The organism is Pseudactinotalea terrae (assembly GCF_009733845.1).
GTDB classification, from domain to species: domain Bacteria; phylum Actinomycetota; class Actinomycetes; order Actinomycetales; family Beutenbergiaceae; genus Pseudactinotalea; species Pseudactinotalea terrae.
The window spans coordinates 36,396-50,268 of record NZ_WNXZ01000010.1 but is presented as its reverse complement, the minus strand read 5'-3'; the positions used below and the strand labels follow the sequence as shown (position 1 = coordinate 50,268).

Genomic DNA, 13,873 nt, shown 5'->3' with positions numbered 1-13,873 from the left:
CCGCTGACTGACCGACGTGGGAGTATCTGACTGAGAGCAATGTATAGCCTCAGTGAACAAGTTAACGAGAGCAGAACGTCATGGGGGTGCCGGATGCTGGGAGATCGACTGCGTGACCTTCGGTCGGCGCGCGGGCTCACGTTGCGGCAGCTGGCGGATGCGACCGGCCTCTCCGCAGGCATGCTGTCACAGCTGGAGAACGGCCGCACCGAGCCGAGCATCGAGACGCTCCGCCGCCTCGCGAAGGTCTTCGACTCCGACCTCGCCGACCTGTTCCGCGAGCCCGACGCCCCCGAGGTGCACCTGTCCCGCCCCGGTGAGCGGCTGCGGATGCAGGCCCCGACCGGGCTGCTCACCTATGAGCGGCTCACCTCCGGGCGCGGCAACTTCGAGATGCTCCGCGGGGTGCTGCGCCCCGGCGACAGCAGCGCCGCCGAGCCTCGTGGCCACGCCTCCGCCGAGTGCGTGTACGTGACCGACGGCGAGATCCTCGCGGCCATCGGCGGCACCGACTACGTGGTCGCCGCGGGCGAGGCGATCACCTTCGACTCCCGCCTGCCCCACATGTTCCGCAACGACGGCGATGTCGACGCGGTCATCATCCTCGCCGTGACCCCTCCCACCCCGTGAGCGTGACACCGCAGCGGTGAGCGGACCGCCCCTGCCGCCGGCCGGGGAACCATTGGCCCTCACCCTGCCGGCGCCCACCGGCCGGCGCAGCTGGTCCACACGCCGGTCCCCTCGCCCGCTACGCCGCCGGTCCCCTCGCCCGCTACGCCGCCGGTCCCCTCGCCCACTACGCCGCCGGTCCCCTCGCCCGCTACAGCGCTGCCGGAAAGCGCTTTGGGGTGCACGCGGGCCACGTGATGGACCGAGATGACCCCACACCGGCCACGACGCACCCGACCACGAGCCGCCCGCCGACAGCGGGGAGCGCCGTCTCCGCTATCTCAGCTCGCGTTCGGATGTCGTCAGCACGCATGGTGCGCGTGCGCACGACACGACAGGCGCCCGCTCGGCTCGGCCGACGGCACTTTGGGGTCAACTCGGGCCACGGGCTGGACCGTCACCACCCCAAAGCGCTTTCCCGGTGGTGGGGCTGCGGACCAGTGGTGCTAGGGACCGGTCGCGCTGCGGGCGTCGGCGTCGGCGTCGGCGTCGGCGTCGGCGTCGGCGTCGGCGTCGGCGTCGGCGTCGGCGTCGGCCGATAGTCTGCCTCGCGTGATCGTGGCCGGGGGACCTAGCTGATGTCGGTGCTGTCCGACCTCCGGATCGTCGCGGTCCACCGCGGCTTCCGGAAGCTGTTCGCGGTCCGGCTCGTCAGCCAGTGCGGCGACGGCATGTTCCAGGCCGGGCTCGCGACGCTGTTCTTCTTCAACCCGCAGAACCTCGCAACCGCAGGAGCCGTCGCGGCTGCGTTCGCGATCCTGCTGCTGCCGTTCACGGTCGTGGCACCGTTCGCCGGGCCGTTGCTGGACCGGTGGCGGCGACGTCAGGTGCTGCTGGTCGGCAACGCGATCCGGGTCGTCCTCACGCTCGGTCTGGCGCTGATCATGGTGACGCAGGGCGTGAGCGTCGGGATCTACGTGCTCGCCCTGGTCACGCTCGGCGTCAACCGATTCCTCCTCGCCGCGCTCTCAGCCGGATTGCCGCGCGTGGTCCCGCGCGAGCAGCTGCTGATCGCGAACACGCTGACGCCGACGCTCGGCGCGGTCAGCGCCGTCGCAGGAGCCGGCCTCGGCTTCCTCATCGGCGCGATCTCCCCCGCCGGGTTGCTCAAGGACGGCCTCACGCTCACGGTCGCCGCACTGCTCTTCGGGTGCGCCTCGGCCCTCGCGCTGCGGCTCGGCAAGGACCAGCTCGGCCCGGACCGCGCCGCGACCGGCCGGGGGCGGACCTGGGGCGAGGTCTCCCAGGATCTTCGGGCCACCGCCGTCGACATGATCGACGGCGCCCGCTACCTGATCCGTCGCCGCACCCCGGGCATGGGCCTGGGGGTGATGGCGATCCACCGGTTCCTGTACGGCGTCAACTTCATCGCCCTCATCCTGATCTCGCGGAACCTGCTCAACGATCCGACCGACGCCGCAGCCGGGCTGGCCACGTTCGGGCTGCTCGCGGGGATCTCGTTCGCGGGCAACGGGCTCGCGATCGTGCTGACGCCGCTCGCGCACGAGCGCCTGCGGCCCTCGCAGTGGATCGTGGTGTGCCTGCTCATCGGCGCCGTCAGCCAGGGCCTGCTGGCGATCACCCCGGCCTTCGCGATGATCGTCGTGTCGGCGCTGCTGCTCGGGCTGAGCGTCCAGGGCGCGAAGATCGCCGTCGACACCATCGTGCAGCGCGACACCCATGACGCCTTCCGCGGCCGCGCCTTCTCCCTCTACGACATGCTCTACAACGCTGCGTTCGCGGGCGCCGCGGCGCTCGCCGCCGCCGTTCTCCCCGATGAGGGCTGGTCCACGCTCGTGTTCGCCGCCCTCGCGCTGGTCTACGTGGCGCTCGCGCTGGGCTACCGCGCCGGGATCCGCAGCATCTCGGACACCCCGCGCGACGTCGCGGTGCCCGACCCGGCCTGACACCTGCGCGCGACCGAGGGCAGCATCCTCCGGCCCCGCCCTCAGGACCGGTCGGCCCCTCGGCTGTCGGGATGGGCGGACGTAGGTGGGTCCGCCGACCAGCTGGCGAGCAGCCGCAGCCGCTCGTGACTCGGCGAGCCCGGTTCGGCTGTGTAGACGATGACGACCTGACCCGGCTCGGCGGTGATAGCGAGTTCCTCGTAGATGAGCGTCAGCTCGCCGACGACGGGATGGGTGAAGCGCTTGGTGCCCGAGCCATGGGTGCGGACGTCGTGCGCAGCCCACAGACTTCGGAACACCTCGCTCTGGGTCGACAGCTCACCCACCAGGTCCTGCAGCACCCGGTCGTGGGGGTCGCGACCGGCCTCGGCACGCATGATGCCGACGCACATCTGCGCGAACAGATCCCAATCGGGGTAGAAGTCGCGTGACGCCGGGTCGAGGAACTGGAACCGTGCGAGGTTGGGGGTGCGCCCACCGGTACCGATGACCGGCGAGTAGAACGCACGCCCGAGCTCGTTGGTCGCCAGCAGGTTCTGGCGCTGGTCGCGGACGAACGCGACGCCACCCGTGATCGAGTCCAGCGCCCACATCAGGCTGGGTCGGGGGGACGCCGGCGCCGGAGCCCGACGGCGCTGCCGTCCGGAGGTGGGGATCCCGTCGGCGGCGCGGGCGAGGTCGAGCAGGTGCGCGCGCTCGACGTCGTTCAGCTGCAGGGCGTCGGAGACGGCGTTCAGCACGGAGGAGGAGGCGCCCGCGATGGCGCCGCGCTCGAGCTTGGCGTAGTACTCAACGCTGACGCCGGCAAGGGTGGCGACCTCGCTGCGGCGCAGGCCCTGGACACGACGGGTGCCCGTGGCCGGCAGGCCGGCCGCCGCCGGCGTGAGCTTGGCCCGCCGCGACATGAGGAACTCGCGCACCTCGGCCCTGTTGTCCATGCTCCTCAGGCTATGCGCGCCACGGACGGGGTGGGATGCCCTGTGGGTACACCCCTCGACAGGGACTACCAGGGCGGCGCCGGCGCGTGTCTGATGAGGTCGTCCTGATCACCCCACGACGGAGCACCGACCCCAGTGAGCTCACCTCCAGCACCCCTCGCGTCGGGATCAGCAGCGCGCTCGGCGCCCGCTGCGCGGCTGAGCCTCGGTGTGCTCGCCGCCGTGGTGCTGGTGAACGCGATCGCGCCGCTGGCCACCGACATGTATGTCCCCGCGTTCCCGGCGGTGGGTCTCGATCTGGGTGCGAGCGCCACGCAGGTGCAGCTGACCCTGACGACGTTCTTCGTCGGCATGGCGCTCGGCCAGCTCGTCGGCGGCCCCTCGTCGGACGGGCACGGCCGACGTCGGCCGCTGCTGGTCGCGCTGGCGGTGCTCGCGGTGGCGTCCCTCGTGTGCGGCACGAGCTCCTCCCTCGGGCCGCTCCTGGTCGCGAGGTTCCTCCAAGGGCTCAGCGGCGGCTGGGCGATGGTGGTCGCGCGCGCGATCGTCATCGATCTCGCCTCGGGCCCGGCCCTCGTACGTGCCCTCAACGCCGTCGCAGGCGTGGGCGGGATCGCGCTCGTGGGCGGACCGCTGCTCGGCGGGGTGCTGGTGGAGCTCACCGACTGGAGGGTCTCCTTCTGGGTCGTGGCAGGCCTCGCAGCTGCCATGGTCGCCGCGGTGCTGATCGCGGTGCCGGAGTCACTGCCCCCTGCCCGACGGCATCCACGCGGGATGAGCACGCTCGCGAGCGCTGCTCGTGAGGTGCTCGCCAGGCGCCGCTTCGTCGGGTACCTCGTGGTGATGGCGCTCTCGATGGGCGTGACCTTCTCCTATGTTGCGAGCTCGACGTTCATCCTGCAGGTCATGAACGGGTTGTCGCCGATCCAGTACGCCGCAGTCTTCGCCGGGAACGCGGCCGGACTGACGGTCACCACCCTGCTCGCGGCACGCCTCGCCGGGCAGGTCCCGACCGAACGCGTCATCGGCATCGGGCTCGTCCTCACGGCTGTCGCCGGGCTGGTGCTGCTGGTCGGTGCCGTCTGGTTCGCCATGCCGGTCTGGGTCGCGGTCGCCGGGTTCTTCCTCCTGATGAGCGCCCAGGGTCTGGTCGGTCCCAACGCCGGCGCGCTGGCCTCGGACCAGGTTCCCCGGCACCCCGGCACCGGCTCGGCGGTGCTGGGCGTCGTGCAGTGGTCCATGGCCGGTCTGATCGCCCCGCTGACCGGTCTCGGCGGCGACACGACCGCGGTACCGATGGCCGTCGTCATCCTGGTCCTGGTGACCATCTCCGCGCTGGCGCTCGTGCGGCTGGCCCGCCCCGACGTCGAACCCCGATCAACCCCCTGGCCCCGATGACGCCCCCACCCACCGCGACCGCACCAGGCGGGCGTGGCGACCACGAAGGAGAGAACATATGCGCGCAGTCGTGATGCACGCCCCCGGCGACGTCCGCGTCGAGGACCGTGCCGACCCGGTCATCCTCGAACCCACCGACGCGGTCATCCGCACCACCGCCGTCTGCATCTGCGGCTCGGACCTGTGGCCCTACCGAGGTGTGGAGATGCTCGACGGCCCCACCCCCATGGGCCATGAGTACCTGGGCATCGTGGAGGAGGTCGGCGAGGCTGTCAGCACGATCGCCGTCGGCGACCATGTCGTGGGCTCGTTCGTGGCCTCGGACAACACCTGCGAGATCTGCCGGGCCGGGTACCAGTCCCGCTGTGTCCACCAGGTGATGATGGGCGGCATCGGCACCCAGGCCGAGCGCGCCCGGATCCCGCTGGCCGACGGCACCCTCGTGCGCCTACCCGGCGTCCCCGACGAGGACCTCGTCCCCTCGTTGCTCGCCGCCTCCGACGTGCTGGGGACCGGGTGGTTCGCCGCCGTCGCAGCCGAGGCCGGCCCGGGCAGGACCATCGCCGTCGTGGGGGACGGCGCAGTCGGGCTGATGGGCGTGCTGGCAGCCCGTCGGCTGGGCGCCGAGCGAGTGATCGCGATGTCCCGTCATGCCGACCGGCAGGCATTGGCGCGCCGGTTCGGCGCCACGGACATCGTCACCGAGCGCGGCCAGGCCGGCGTCGATCGCATCAGGGCGCTCACCGACGGCCTCGGCGCTCACGGCGTCATCGAGGCCGTCGGCACCCAGGAGTCGATGGAGCAGGCCATCGGCGCAGCCCGCCCGGGCGGGCACGTCGGATTCGTCGGCGTCACGCACGACGTCGAGCTGAACGGTTTGGACCTGTTCTTCTCCTCGGTCCACCTGCACGGCGGGCCGGCGCCGGTCCGCCGATTCCTGCCCGAGCTGGTCGAGCTGATCTGGGACCGCACGATCGACCCCGGCCTGGTCTTCGACCTCACCCTCCCGCTGGAGGAGGCCGCAGCCGGCTACGAGGCGATGGACCAGCGTCGCGCCACCAAGGTGCTGCTCACGCTCTGAAGCAGCCGAGATACTCGCGTGGCATCGACTGCGAGCCCTGCTGTGCCCGCGCAGCTCAGCGAGTGTCCGACGCCGCGACCAGCCCCGCCCGGAACGCCACGAGCACCAGCTGCACGCGGTCACGGCTCGACGTCTTGCGCAGGATCTCGCCCACGTGTGACTTGACCGTCGCCTCCGTGATCCACAGCTCCGCGGCGATCTCGTTGTTCGACAAGCCCCGCGCCACCGCGATCAGTACCTCGTGCTCGCGCGGCGTCAGCTCGCTCAGGCCGGGGACCTCCTCGGCGCCGCTGCGCGTGAAGTCCGCGACCAGTCGCCGCGTCACCGTGGGTCCGAGCAGCATCGAACCCTCGGCGACCAGCCTGACCGCCTCCACCAGGCGCACCGCGGTGGTGTCCTTGAGCAGGAACCCGGAGGCCCCGGCGCGAAGAGCATCGAAGACGTAGTCGTCGAGATCGAACGTCGTCAGGATGAGCACCTTCGTGCTGGGGTGGTCGGCCGCGATCCTCGCGGTTGCGGCGATCCCGTCCATCACGGGCATGCGCACGTCGACCACCGCGATATCGGGCGCAGTCCTCGCCACGAGCCGAAGCAGCTCGCGCCCGTCGGCAGCGGTCCCCACCACCTCCAGGTCCGGCGCTGCGCCAAGGATCGCCGCGAACCCGGCACACACCAGCGCCTGGTCGTCGGCCACAACCACGCTCGTCACAGTCGACCTCCGGCATCCGGGAGCTCCACGGCCAACCTCGCGACGCCGTCGTGCGCCCCGGCCTCGACCGAGCCACCGAGCGCCGCGACCCGCTCACCCATCCCGAGCAAGCCTCGACCGGGTGGGAACGCCCCGTCGGGTGCACCGGTCCGGTTGGTCATCTCGAGGCCGACGGCGGCGACCTCGCGTGTCTTCATGATCGTCACCTTCTCACCCGGTGCATGGCGGCGCGCATTGGTGAGGCCTTCCTGGACGGCGCGGTACAGCACATACCCGGGCGCCGCGGCAACCTCACCCCAGTCGCCGTCGATCTCGACCTGCTGGCCCGCGGCCCGGGCTTGCTCGACGAGCGCACGGACATCTGCTGCCTGGGGTTGCGGCCGGGTCAAGGCGGGCTCGTCGTCGGTGCGGCGCAGCACGGCGAGCGCGTGCCGCAGCTCGGTCAGCGCGCCGCGCGCGTCGTCGCCGATGTCGCTGAGCAGCCGCTGCGTGGGCGCATCCAGCTCGTGCTGGAACGGCGCGCTCTCTGCCCGGACGGCGATGAGGGAGATGTGGTGAGCGACGACGTCGTGGAGGTCGTGCGCCATCCGTGCCCGTTCCGTGGCGAGGGTCGCGACGGCGGAGGCCTCCTTGCTCTCCTGGGTCGCCTCTCGCTGTCGATCGTTCGCGATCTGCGCGACACGCGCGGCCGCGGCCGTCACGAATGTCGCGGTAATCGCGACGAGGTACAGCGCGAGGGTGATCCATCCGTCGCCCTCCTCTGCACCCGAGGTCACCGGCCCGATCGGCAGGATCGCAACCACGTCGGTCGTGCAGTACCAGAGCGAGATCGCCGCGGCGCCGGCGGCTGGGACGAGCCCCCGCCGCCACCCCCGCCGATAGGTCACCACCACGGTCGCCGCCAGCAGCGCCAGCAACCAGCCCCAGATGAACCACCGGAACCACAGCAGCCCGAGGAAGGGCGCGAGCATCGCCAGGGTCGCGGACAACGGCCATCGTGCCGAGAGCACGACTCCGGCCACCACCACGAGTCCTGCCGCGATCGTGTACCCGAGCTGCGGCGGTACCCCGATCGAGCGATCGACGTCCACCGTGGCGAGCGGTGTCGCCACCAGGAACGCTGCCACGATCGCGGCGAGGCCGACCGCGAGCCAGTCGAGGCTCGGGAACGCTGCACCTCGCCCTCGCTCCGGGCGTTCGGCGACGGAGCTCTGATAGGTGGTCATGCCCCGATCGTGACCGACACGGCTGCCGGACACCACCGACCACGGTGGGAGATGCGAGGACCGTCGACGGGACTCCGTCGCCGAGTTCGTCGCTGCCCGTCGAGGTCGTGGGGAGCACGCAACGAACTGAACGGTCGGGAACGAACTCGGCGTTCATGGGGTCGCTGCTGGGAGTTCAACTCGCCTCCCTAGTGTCGCGACCGCCCTGTGACGAAGGGCAACTCTCACGATGGGATTCCCGATGAAGGTCTACGCCCACCGCGGCGCCTCGATCGAGCTGCCCGAGAACACCCTCGCCGCCTTCGCGCGGGCTATCGAGCTCGGTGCGGAAGGGATCGAGCTGGACACCTACGTGGCCAAGGACGGCACCGCCGTCGTGATCCACGACGACACCCTCGAGCGCACGACCAACGGGAGCGGACCCGTCAAGGAGCGCACCGCCGTCGAGCTCGGTGCCCTCGATGCCGGGGAGGGCGAGAAGGTGCCCACGCTCGCGGAGGTGCTCGCGCTCGCGGCCGGCAGGGTGCGCGTGAACATCGAGCTGAAGGACCCCGAGGCCGTCGATGCGGTGATCGAGACGGTCGCGATGTTCGACGATCTCAACTGGTTCGCCTCGGGTGCGCACTGGGACGCGCTGACCGTGCTGCGCGAGCGCATCGGGGCCGAGGTGTACCCGCTCTCGCTCGGCGTCGCCGAGAACGGGGCGCGGCTGATCGAGCGGTACCGCGACCAGATCACCGACGAGATGGCCGCGAACATCCGCACCTACGCGAGCGACTGGACCGTCGCGCTCGAGCGGGCGCTCGCGATCGGGGCCTCCGGCCTCTCGATCTACGAGGCCGGGCTGACCGCCGAGATCGTGGCCACCATCCACGCCGCCGGGATGCGCGCGTGGGTGTGGACCGTCAACGACCCGGCCCGGGCGCTCGAGGTCGCCGCGATGGGTGCGGACGCGATCTGCACCGATGCCCCCGCCGAGGTGATCGCGGCGCTGGAGGTCGGCGCGCGGAGCTGACGCCGCCGCTCGGTGGGGCGGCGGGCCGACGACGTGGTCACCACCGGGCGTGCCCAGGTCACTCAGCGGCCACCACCCAGGCGGGCAGGTCACTCAGCGGCCATCCACGGGCGCCCGGTGGACGCTCAGCCACCAGCCGGGAGCGGAGGTGGACGCTCAGCCACCAGCCGAGAGGACCCTCAGGACTGGTGGGCGGCCCACCAGCTGAGGAGCTCGGAGCGGGCGCGGTCCTCGCCGAGAGGACCGTGCTCCATGCGGAGGGCGAGCAGGTGCTTGTAGGCGGCACCGACCTCGCGGCCCGGGCCGATGCCGAGGATCTCCATGATCTGGGTGCCGTCGAGATCGGGCCGGATCGCCTTGAGCTCCTCCTGCTCAGCAAGCTCGACGATGCGGCGCTCGAGGTCGTCGTAGGCGTGCGAGAGGCGAGCAGCCTTGCGCTGGTTGCGGGTGGTGCAGTCGGCGCGGGTGAGCCGGTGCAGCCGCTCGAGCTGGTCGCCGGCGTCGGTGACGTAGCGGCGCACGGCCGAGTCGGTCCAGGCGACCTCGCCGTACCCGTGGAAGCGCAGATGCAGGAACACGAGGTGCGACACGGCCTCGGTGGTGGCCTTGTCGAACCGGAGCGCGCGCATCCGCTTGCGGGTCATCTTGGCGCCGACGACCTCGTGGTGGTGGAAGCTGACACCGCCGCCGGGCTCGAGCGCGCGGGTGGCGGGCTTGCCGATGTCGTGGAGCAGCGCTGCCAGCCGGAGCACGAGGTCGGGTCCGGGCACGGGGCCGTCGGGGCCGGTCTCGAGCGCGATCGCCTGGTCGAGCACGGTCAGCGTGTGCTCGTAGACGTCCTTGTGGCGGTGGTGCTCGTCGATCGTGAGCTGCAGGCCGGGCAGCTCGGGCAGCACGATGTCGGCCAGCCCGGTGAAGGTCATCAGCTCGAGGCCGGCGCGGGGCCGGTCGGCGAGCAGCAGCTTGACGAGCTCGGCCTGGACCCGCTCCGCCGAGACGATCTCGAGGCGCCCAGACATCGCCGTCATCGCCGCGAAGGTCTTCTCCTCGACCTCGAACCCGAGCTGCGCGGTGAAGCGTGCCGCACGCATCATGCGCAGCGGGTCGTCGGCGAACGACTGCTCGGGCGCGACCGGCGTGCGCAGCACCTTGTCGGCGAGGTCCGCGAGCCCGCCGAAGGGGTCCACGAACTGCAGGTCGGGCAGGCGCACCGCCATCGCGTTCACGGTGAAGTCCCGGCGCGACAGGTCGCCCTCGAGGGTGTCTCCATAGGCCACCTCGGGCTTGCGGGAGCTCGGGTCGTAGGTGTCGGTGCGATAGGTGGTGACCTCGACGATCACCTCGCCCTTGCGCGCGCCGATCGTGCCGAACTCGCGGCCCATGTCCCAGGTCGCTGTGCCCCATCGGGCAAGGATCTGCTCGGTGTCCTCTGGCCGGGCGGAGGTTGCGAAGTCGAGGTCGACGCCGGCCTTGCCCAGGAACGCGTCCCGCACCGGTCCGCCCACCAGCGCCAGCTCGAACCCGGCGTCGGCGAACCGCCGCCCGAGCTCGACGGCTTCGGGGGCGTACTGCGCGAGCACGCCGAGGGCGCGCCGGAGCAGCGCGGGGTCGGGGTTTCCGGGGACAGCAGGCACAGCCCCATAGGGTGCCATGCCCGCACGGGGCGCGCTCCGCCGTCGTGATCATCGGGGTGGTCGCACGCGCCCCCGCGAAGCCGAGGACAACCTGCTCCGCGCCTGCTGCAATGGGACATGGCGATGACGACGAGAGTATTGAGCGTGTCCGTGCCGGTGGCCGACCAGGACGCAGCGCTGAGGTTCTACACCGAGGTGCTGGGCTGCGAGCTGCGCACCGACGTCGAGGTATGGCCCGGCGCGCGGCTGGTCGAGGTCGTGCCACCGGGCTCGGGCGTGTCCCTGTTCCTGCTGCCACCGGACAGCGAGATCCCCGTGGCGATCCGGCTGGGCACCTCCGACGCCCAGCTGGCCCACGACACGATCCGGGAGGCGGGCGTCACCCTGCACAACGATGACGTGCTGCGGATGGCGGGCATGCCGCCGATGTTCTCCTTCACCGACCCCGACGGCAACGGCCTGGTCTACCTGGAGGACAACGCGGAGGTCGAGCAGCGCTGACGCCCGGCGGTCCGCGGTCCGCGGTCCGCGGTCCGCGGTCCGCGGTCCGCGGTCCGCGGTCCGAAATCGTGGCGAAAGCGTGGGGGGTCGTGGGTTGGTCGGAACCTCGCGCGCGGAACCTCCTACAGTGTCATCATGTCCGCCGCCGTCCCGACGCCGCCCCAGCGGCCCGTCCCGACCCCGCCGCAGCGCCGGTTCTACGCGCCGCCGCTGCCGGTCGTGGACGAGACGTCGGCGGGAGGGCTGGTGGTCGACGTCGTCGAGGGTCAGGCGCTCACCGCGGTGATCGCGCGCCGCAACCGTGCCGGCCGGCTCGAGTGGTGCCTGCCCAAGGGTCACCTCGAGGGCGACGAGACCGCCGAGGAGGCCGCGGTCCGCGAGATCGCCGAGGAGACCGGCATCGAGGGGTTCGTCATCCGGCATCTCGCCACCATCGACTACTGGTTCGCCGGCACCGACCGGCGCGTGCACAAGGTCGTCCACCACTACCTGCTGCAGCGCACCGGCGGGCACCTCACGATCGAGAACGATCCCGACCACGAGGCCGAGGATGTCGCCTGGGTGCCGCTCGACGAGGTCGCCTCGCGGCTCGCGTACCCGAACGAGCGCCGCGTGGTCGCGACGGCTCGAGACGTGCTCATCGGGAGAGCCTGAGGTGACGCGGGGTGCGGGGACCGTCGTCAGGTCCCTGGGTTCGAGAACGCCGTCCGGGCTCCGAACCCTCCTCGCGATGCTCGCGCTCACCCTGGGGCTGGGCGTCGCGCTGATCCCGCTGTCACCGGCGCGGGCCGACGACGGCGACCTGGTCGTCGAGCTCACGGGCGTCACGCCCGCTGTGGTCACCACGGGAGATGAGCTCGTGATCACCGGCCGGGTGCAGAACAACACGGACGCCACGCTCGAGGCGCCGGCGGTCCGGCTGATGCTGCAGCTCCACGTCCCGAGCTCGGTCGAGGCGCTGGACGCCTGGCTCGACGGCACCTCCGACCTCAACGTCAGGGCCCTGACCGGGTGGAACACCGCCGAGGACGCCCCGGAGATCCCTGCCGGCGGGTCGGTGCCGTTCACGATCAACCTGCCGACCGATGGGACGTTCTCGCAGCTCTCGGCGTGGGGTCCGCGCGGCGTCGAGATCCAGGCCCGCTCGGGCGGCCTCGAGGGGGCCGCCCGCACCACGATGCTCTGGTTCCCCACCGATCCGGCGGTCCGCACCCCCTCCGAGCTCGCGCTGCTGGTTCCGCTGACACCGACCGCGCAGGAGTGGGCAGACGCCGTCGAGCAGCAGGTGCCGGTGCTCGAGATCGCGGCGCCACGGCTGCTGGAGGTGCTGGACGCGGTCGGGCTGGACGCGAGCCTCGCGATCGACCCGGCACTGCTCGAGCAGGTGCCGCCGGGCTCGGTCCCGACTCTCGCCGGTGGCGCTGCCCCGGGCACCACGGAGCCGGCCGACGAGACACCGAGCACCGAGGCGACCGAGGGCGCCACCGATGACGGCGAGGACCCGGGCACCCAGGTCGACGGACCCGCCCGCGAGGTGCTGATCGACCGCCTCACCGATCCGCAGCGCCGCGGCGACCTGATCGCACTCGGCTACGCGGATGCCGACGTCACCGCGCTCGTGGGCGCCGGTGGCGCCGATCTCTGGGCCGACGGCGTGACCCGCTCCGAGGCCCTGCTCGCCGAGGCCGGGCTCGCCGTGGAGAGCGTGGCCTGGCCCGCGAGCGGGCTCTCGGCGCCGGCCGCCGCCACTCTCGTGGACCGCGGCGCCGAGGCGGTGGTGCTCGACGCGGCGGACTACACGATCCCTCCCACCACGCACGCCACCGCCTCCTTCGGCTCGGGTGATGTCCAGGCCGTGCTGGCCGATCAGAAGCTCGGTGCGGCTCTCGGGTCCAGCGCCGTCACCGGGGTGACGGGGCGACAGGCCACGCTCGCGCTCTCGGCCGTGCTCAGCAGGGCCGTGCCGGACGAGGGGGACGGTTTCCTGCTGGTGCTGCCCCGCGATATCGGCTCCGAGGACCTCGGCAACCTCTCCGAGCAGATCGAGTCGCTGCAGCAGGCGCCCTGGTTCGAGCCCGCCACCCTGCGGAGCCTGCTCGGCCGCACCGGCCCGGGCGTCGTGTTCGAGCTGCCCCGGGACCGGGCGACGTCGGGAGGGATCTCACCGACCGCCGTCGACAGCCTCCTCGACGGGCGCGAGGTGGTGGACGCCTACACGGCGGCCGCCGGCCCCACGATCCGCGAGGCGTACGTGCCCACGCTGCTGAACCCGCTCGGGTCCGCGTTCGCCGGTGACCCGCAGCTGCGCGAGCAGCTGCTCGGGGTGGCGACCACCGCGATCGACGACCTCGGCTCCCAGATCCACGTCGAGGCGGGCAGCGACCTCACGCTGATCTCCGAGGGCGGCAACCTCCCGGTGACGTTGACGAACCGGCTGTCGGTCGAGGCCGTGGTGACGGTCTCGCTCGTGCCCGGGGAGAGCATGCTGCAGGCGCGCGAGCCCGTGACGGTCGCCCTGGCCCCGCAGGAGTCCACGGTCGTACGGATCCCCACCACCGCCGTCGCGAACGGGAACGTCATGGTCGATATCCACGTGCACCCCGCAGCCGCGGGAGCCGAGCGTGACCTCGCCGAGCCCGCCTCCTTCACGGTCCGGGTCCGGGCCGAGTGGGAGAACATCGGCACGGCCGTGGTCGGCGGGCTGCTCGCTGTGGCGTTCGTCATCGGAATGATCCGCACGATCAGACGCGGTGGCCGCCGCGCCGACGCACAATGAGGTCGCAGATGAGAGACGA

General features: G+C 71.9%; 13 protein-coding genes. 8 read left to right on the top strand and 5 right to left on the bottom strand.

Going from position 1 to position 13,873, the window contains the following annotated elements:
• The first annotated feature begins 93 nt into the window (after window positions 1-93).
• The gene (locus tag GPA03_RS21575) at window positions 94-630 is read left to right on the top strand and encodes a helix-turn-helix domain-containing protein (RefSeq protein WP_156254130.1); all 537 of its coding nucleotides are present in this window, start codon (window positions 94-96) and stop codon (window positions 628-630) included.
• 485 nt (window positions 631-1,115) lie between these two features.
• Here the strand turns inward: GPA03_RS21575 and GPA03_RS21570 are convergent, their stop codons facing one another.
• Complete coding sequence (locus GPA03_RS21570) at window positions 1,116-1,286, bottom strand: hypothetical protein (RefSeq protein WP_156254129.1); 171 nt, start codon at window positions 1,284-1,286, stop codon at window positions 1,116-1,118.
• Here GPA03_RS21570 and GPA03_RS21565 point away from each other — a divergent pair.
• Window positions 1,248-2,576 (top strand): MFS transporter, encoded by a 1,329-nt coding sequence (locus tag GPA03_RS21565; protein WP_156254128.1) that lies wholly within the window; start codon window positions 1,248-1,250, stop codon window positions 2,574-2,576. The genes GPA03_RS21570 and GPA03_RS21565 overlap by 39 nt on opposite strands.
• Window positions 2,577-2,617: 41 nt before the next feature.
• Here the strand turns inward: GPA03_RS21565 and GPA03_RS21560 are convergent, their stop codons facing one another.
• Window positions 2,618-3,514 (bottom strand): helix-turn-helix domain-containing protein, encoded by an 897-nt coding sequence (locus tag GPA03_RS21560; protein ID WP_156254127.1) that lies wholly within the window; start codon window positions 3,512-3,514, stop codon window positions 2,618-2,620.
• Between the two features lie 135 nt (window positions 3,515-3,649).
• Here GPA03_RS21560 and GPA03_RS21555 point away from each other — a divergent pair, with 135 nt between their 5' ends.
• Both GPA03_RS21555 and GPA03_RS21550 read left to right on the top strand, forming a co-directional pair.
• Window positions 3,650-4,912 carry a multidrug effflux MFS transporter gene (locus GPA03_RS21555; RefSeq protein WP_206673681.1) on the top strand — a complete coding sequence of 421 codons (1,263 nt, stop codon included), beginning with the start codon at window positions 3,650-3,652 and terminating at the stop codon, window positions 4,910-4,912.
• Window positions 4,913-4,970: 58 nt separating this feature from the next.
• On the top strand, window positions 4,971-5,993 hold the full coding sequence (locus GPA03_RS21550) for a zinc-dependent alcohol dehydrogenase family protein (RefSeq protein WP_156254126.1): 1,023 nt from the start codon (window positions 4,971-4,973) through the stop codon (window positions 5,991-5,993).
• A 55-nt stretch (window positions 5,994-6,048) separates the two neighbouring features.
• On the opposite strand, the gene GPA03_RS21545 is transcribed toward GPA03_RS21550, so the two are convergent.
• Window positions 6,049-6,702, bottom strand: a complete 654-nt coding sequence (locus tag GPA03_RS21545) for a response regulator transcription factor (protein ID WP_156254125.1) — start codon at window positions 6,700-6,702, stop codon at window positions 6,049-6,051.
• Entirely contained in the window at window positions 6,699-7,928 is a 1,230-nt protein-coding gene (locus GPA03_RS21540; protein ID WP_156254124.1) for a sensor histidine kinase, read from the bottom strand. Before GPA03_RS21540 ends, GPA03_RS21545 begins: the two co-directional genes overlap by 4 nt.
• A gap of 241 nt (window positions 7,929-8,169) precedes the next feature.
• On the opposite strand from GPA03_RS21540, the gene GPA03_RS21535 reads away from it, so the two are divergent.
• Entirely contained in the window at window positions 8,170-8,943 is a 774-nt protein-coding gene (locus GPA03_RS21535; RefSeq protein WP_162458466.1) for a glycerophosphodiester phosphodiesterase, read from the top strand.
• Between the two features lie 179 nt (window positions 8,944-9,122).
• Here the strand turns inward: GPA03_RS21535 and GPA03_RS21530 are convergent, their stop codons facing one another.
• Window positions 9,123-10,595 (bottom strand): CCA tRNA nucleotidyltransferase, encoded by a 1,473-nt coding sequence (locus GPA03_RS21530; protein ID WP_156254122.1) that lies wholly within the window; start codon window positions 10,593-10,595, stop codon window positions 9,123-9,125.
• A 126-nt stretch (window positions 10,596-10,721) separates the two neighbouring features.
• Here GPA03_RS21530 and GPA03_RS21525 point away from each other — a divergent pair, with 126 nt between their 5' ends.
• The 3 genes from GPA03_RS21525 (at window position 10,722) to GPA03_RS21515 (ending at window position 13,854) form a co-directional block, all read left to right on the top strand.
• On the top strand, window positions 10,722-11,078 hold the full coding sequence (locus GPA03_RS21525) for a VOC family protein (protein ID WP_241681437.1): 357 nt from the start codon (window positions 10,722-10,724) through the stop codon (window positions 11,076-11,078).
• 135 nt (window positions 11,079-11,213) lie between these two features.
• The gene (locus GPA03_RS21520) at window positions 11,214-11,732 is read left to right on the top strand and encodes an NUDIX hydrolase (RefSeq protein WP_156254120.1); all 519 of its coding nucleotides are present in this window, start codon (window positions 11,214-11,216) and stop codon (window positions 11,730-11,732) included.
• Window positions 11,629-13,854 (top strand): DUF6049 family protein, encoded by a 2,226-nt coding sequence (locus GPA03_RS21515; RefSeq protein WP_479681104.1) that lies wholly within the window; start codon window positions 11,629-11,631, stop codon window positions 13,852-13,854. The genes GPA03_RS21520 and GPA03_RS21515 overlap by 104 nt, the downstream gene beginning before the upstream one ends.
• Window positions 13,855-13,873: the final 19 nt, after the last annotated feature.

What these genes read in the sequence shown, in the direction of transcription:
- GPA03_RS21575 (WP_156254130.1), top strand. Translation starts at nt 94, where the DNA reads ATGCTGGGAGATCGACTGCGTGACCTTCGGTCGGCGCGCGGGCTCACG.
- GPA03_RS21565 (WP_156254128.1), top strand. Translation starts at nt 1,248, where the DNA reads ATGTCGGTGCTGTCCGACCTCCGGATCGTCGCGGTCCACCGCGGCTTC.
- GPA03_RS21560 (WP_156254127.1), bottom strand. Translation starts at nt 3,514, where the DNA reads ATGGACAACAGGGCCGAGGTGCGCGAGTTCCTCATGTCGCGGCGGGCC.
- GPA03_RS21550 (WP_156254126.1), top strand. Translation starts at nt 4,971, where the DNA reads ATGCGCGCAGTCGTGATGCACGCCCCCGGCGACGTCCGCGTCGAGGAC.
- GPA03_RS21540 (WP_156254124.1), bottom strand. Translation starts at nt 7,928, where the DNA reads ATGACCACCTATCAGAGCTCCGTCGCCGAACGCCCGGAGCGAGGGCGA.
- GPA03_RS21535 (WP_162458466.1), top strand. Translation starts at nt 8,170, where the DNA reads ATGAAGGTCTACGCCCACCGCGGCGCCTCGATCGAGCTGCCCGAGAAC.
- GPA03_RS21530 (WP_156254122.1), bottom strand. Translation starts at nt 10,595, where the DNA reads ATGGCACCCTATGGGGCTGTGCCTGCTGTCCCCGGAAACCCCGACCCC.
- GPA03_RS21520 (WP_156254120.1), top strand. Translation starts at nt 11,214, where the DNA reads ATGTCCGCCGCCGTCCCGACGCCGCCCCAGCGGCCCGTCCCGACCCCG.
- GPA03_RS21515 (WP_479681104.1), top strand. Translation starts at nt 11,629, where the DNA reads ATGTCGCCTGGGTGCCGCTCGACGAGGTCGCCTCGCGGCTCGCGTACC.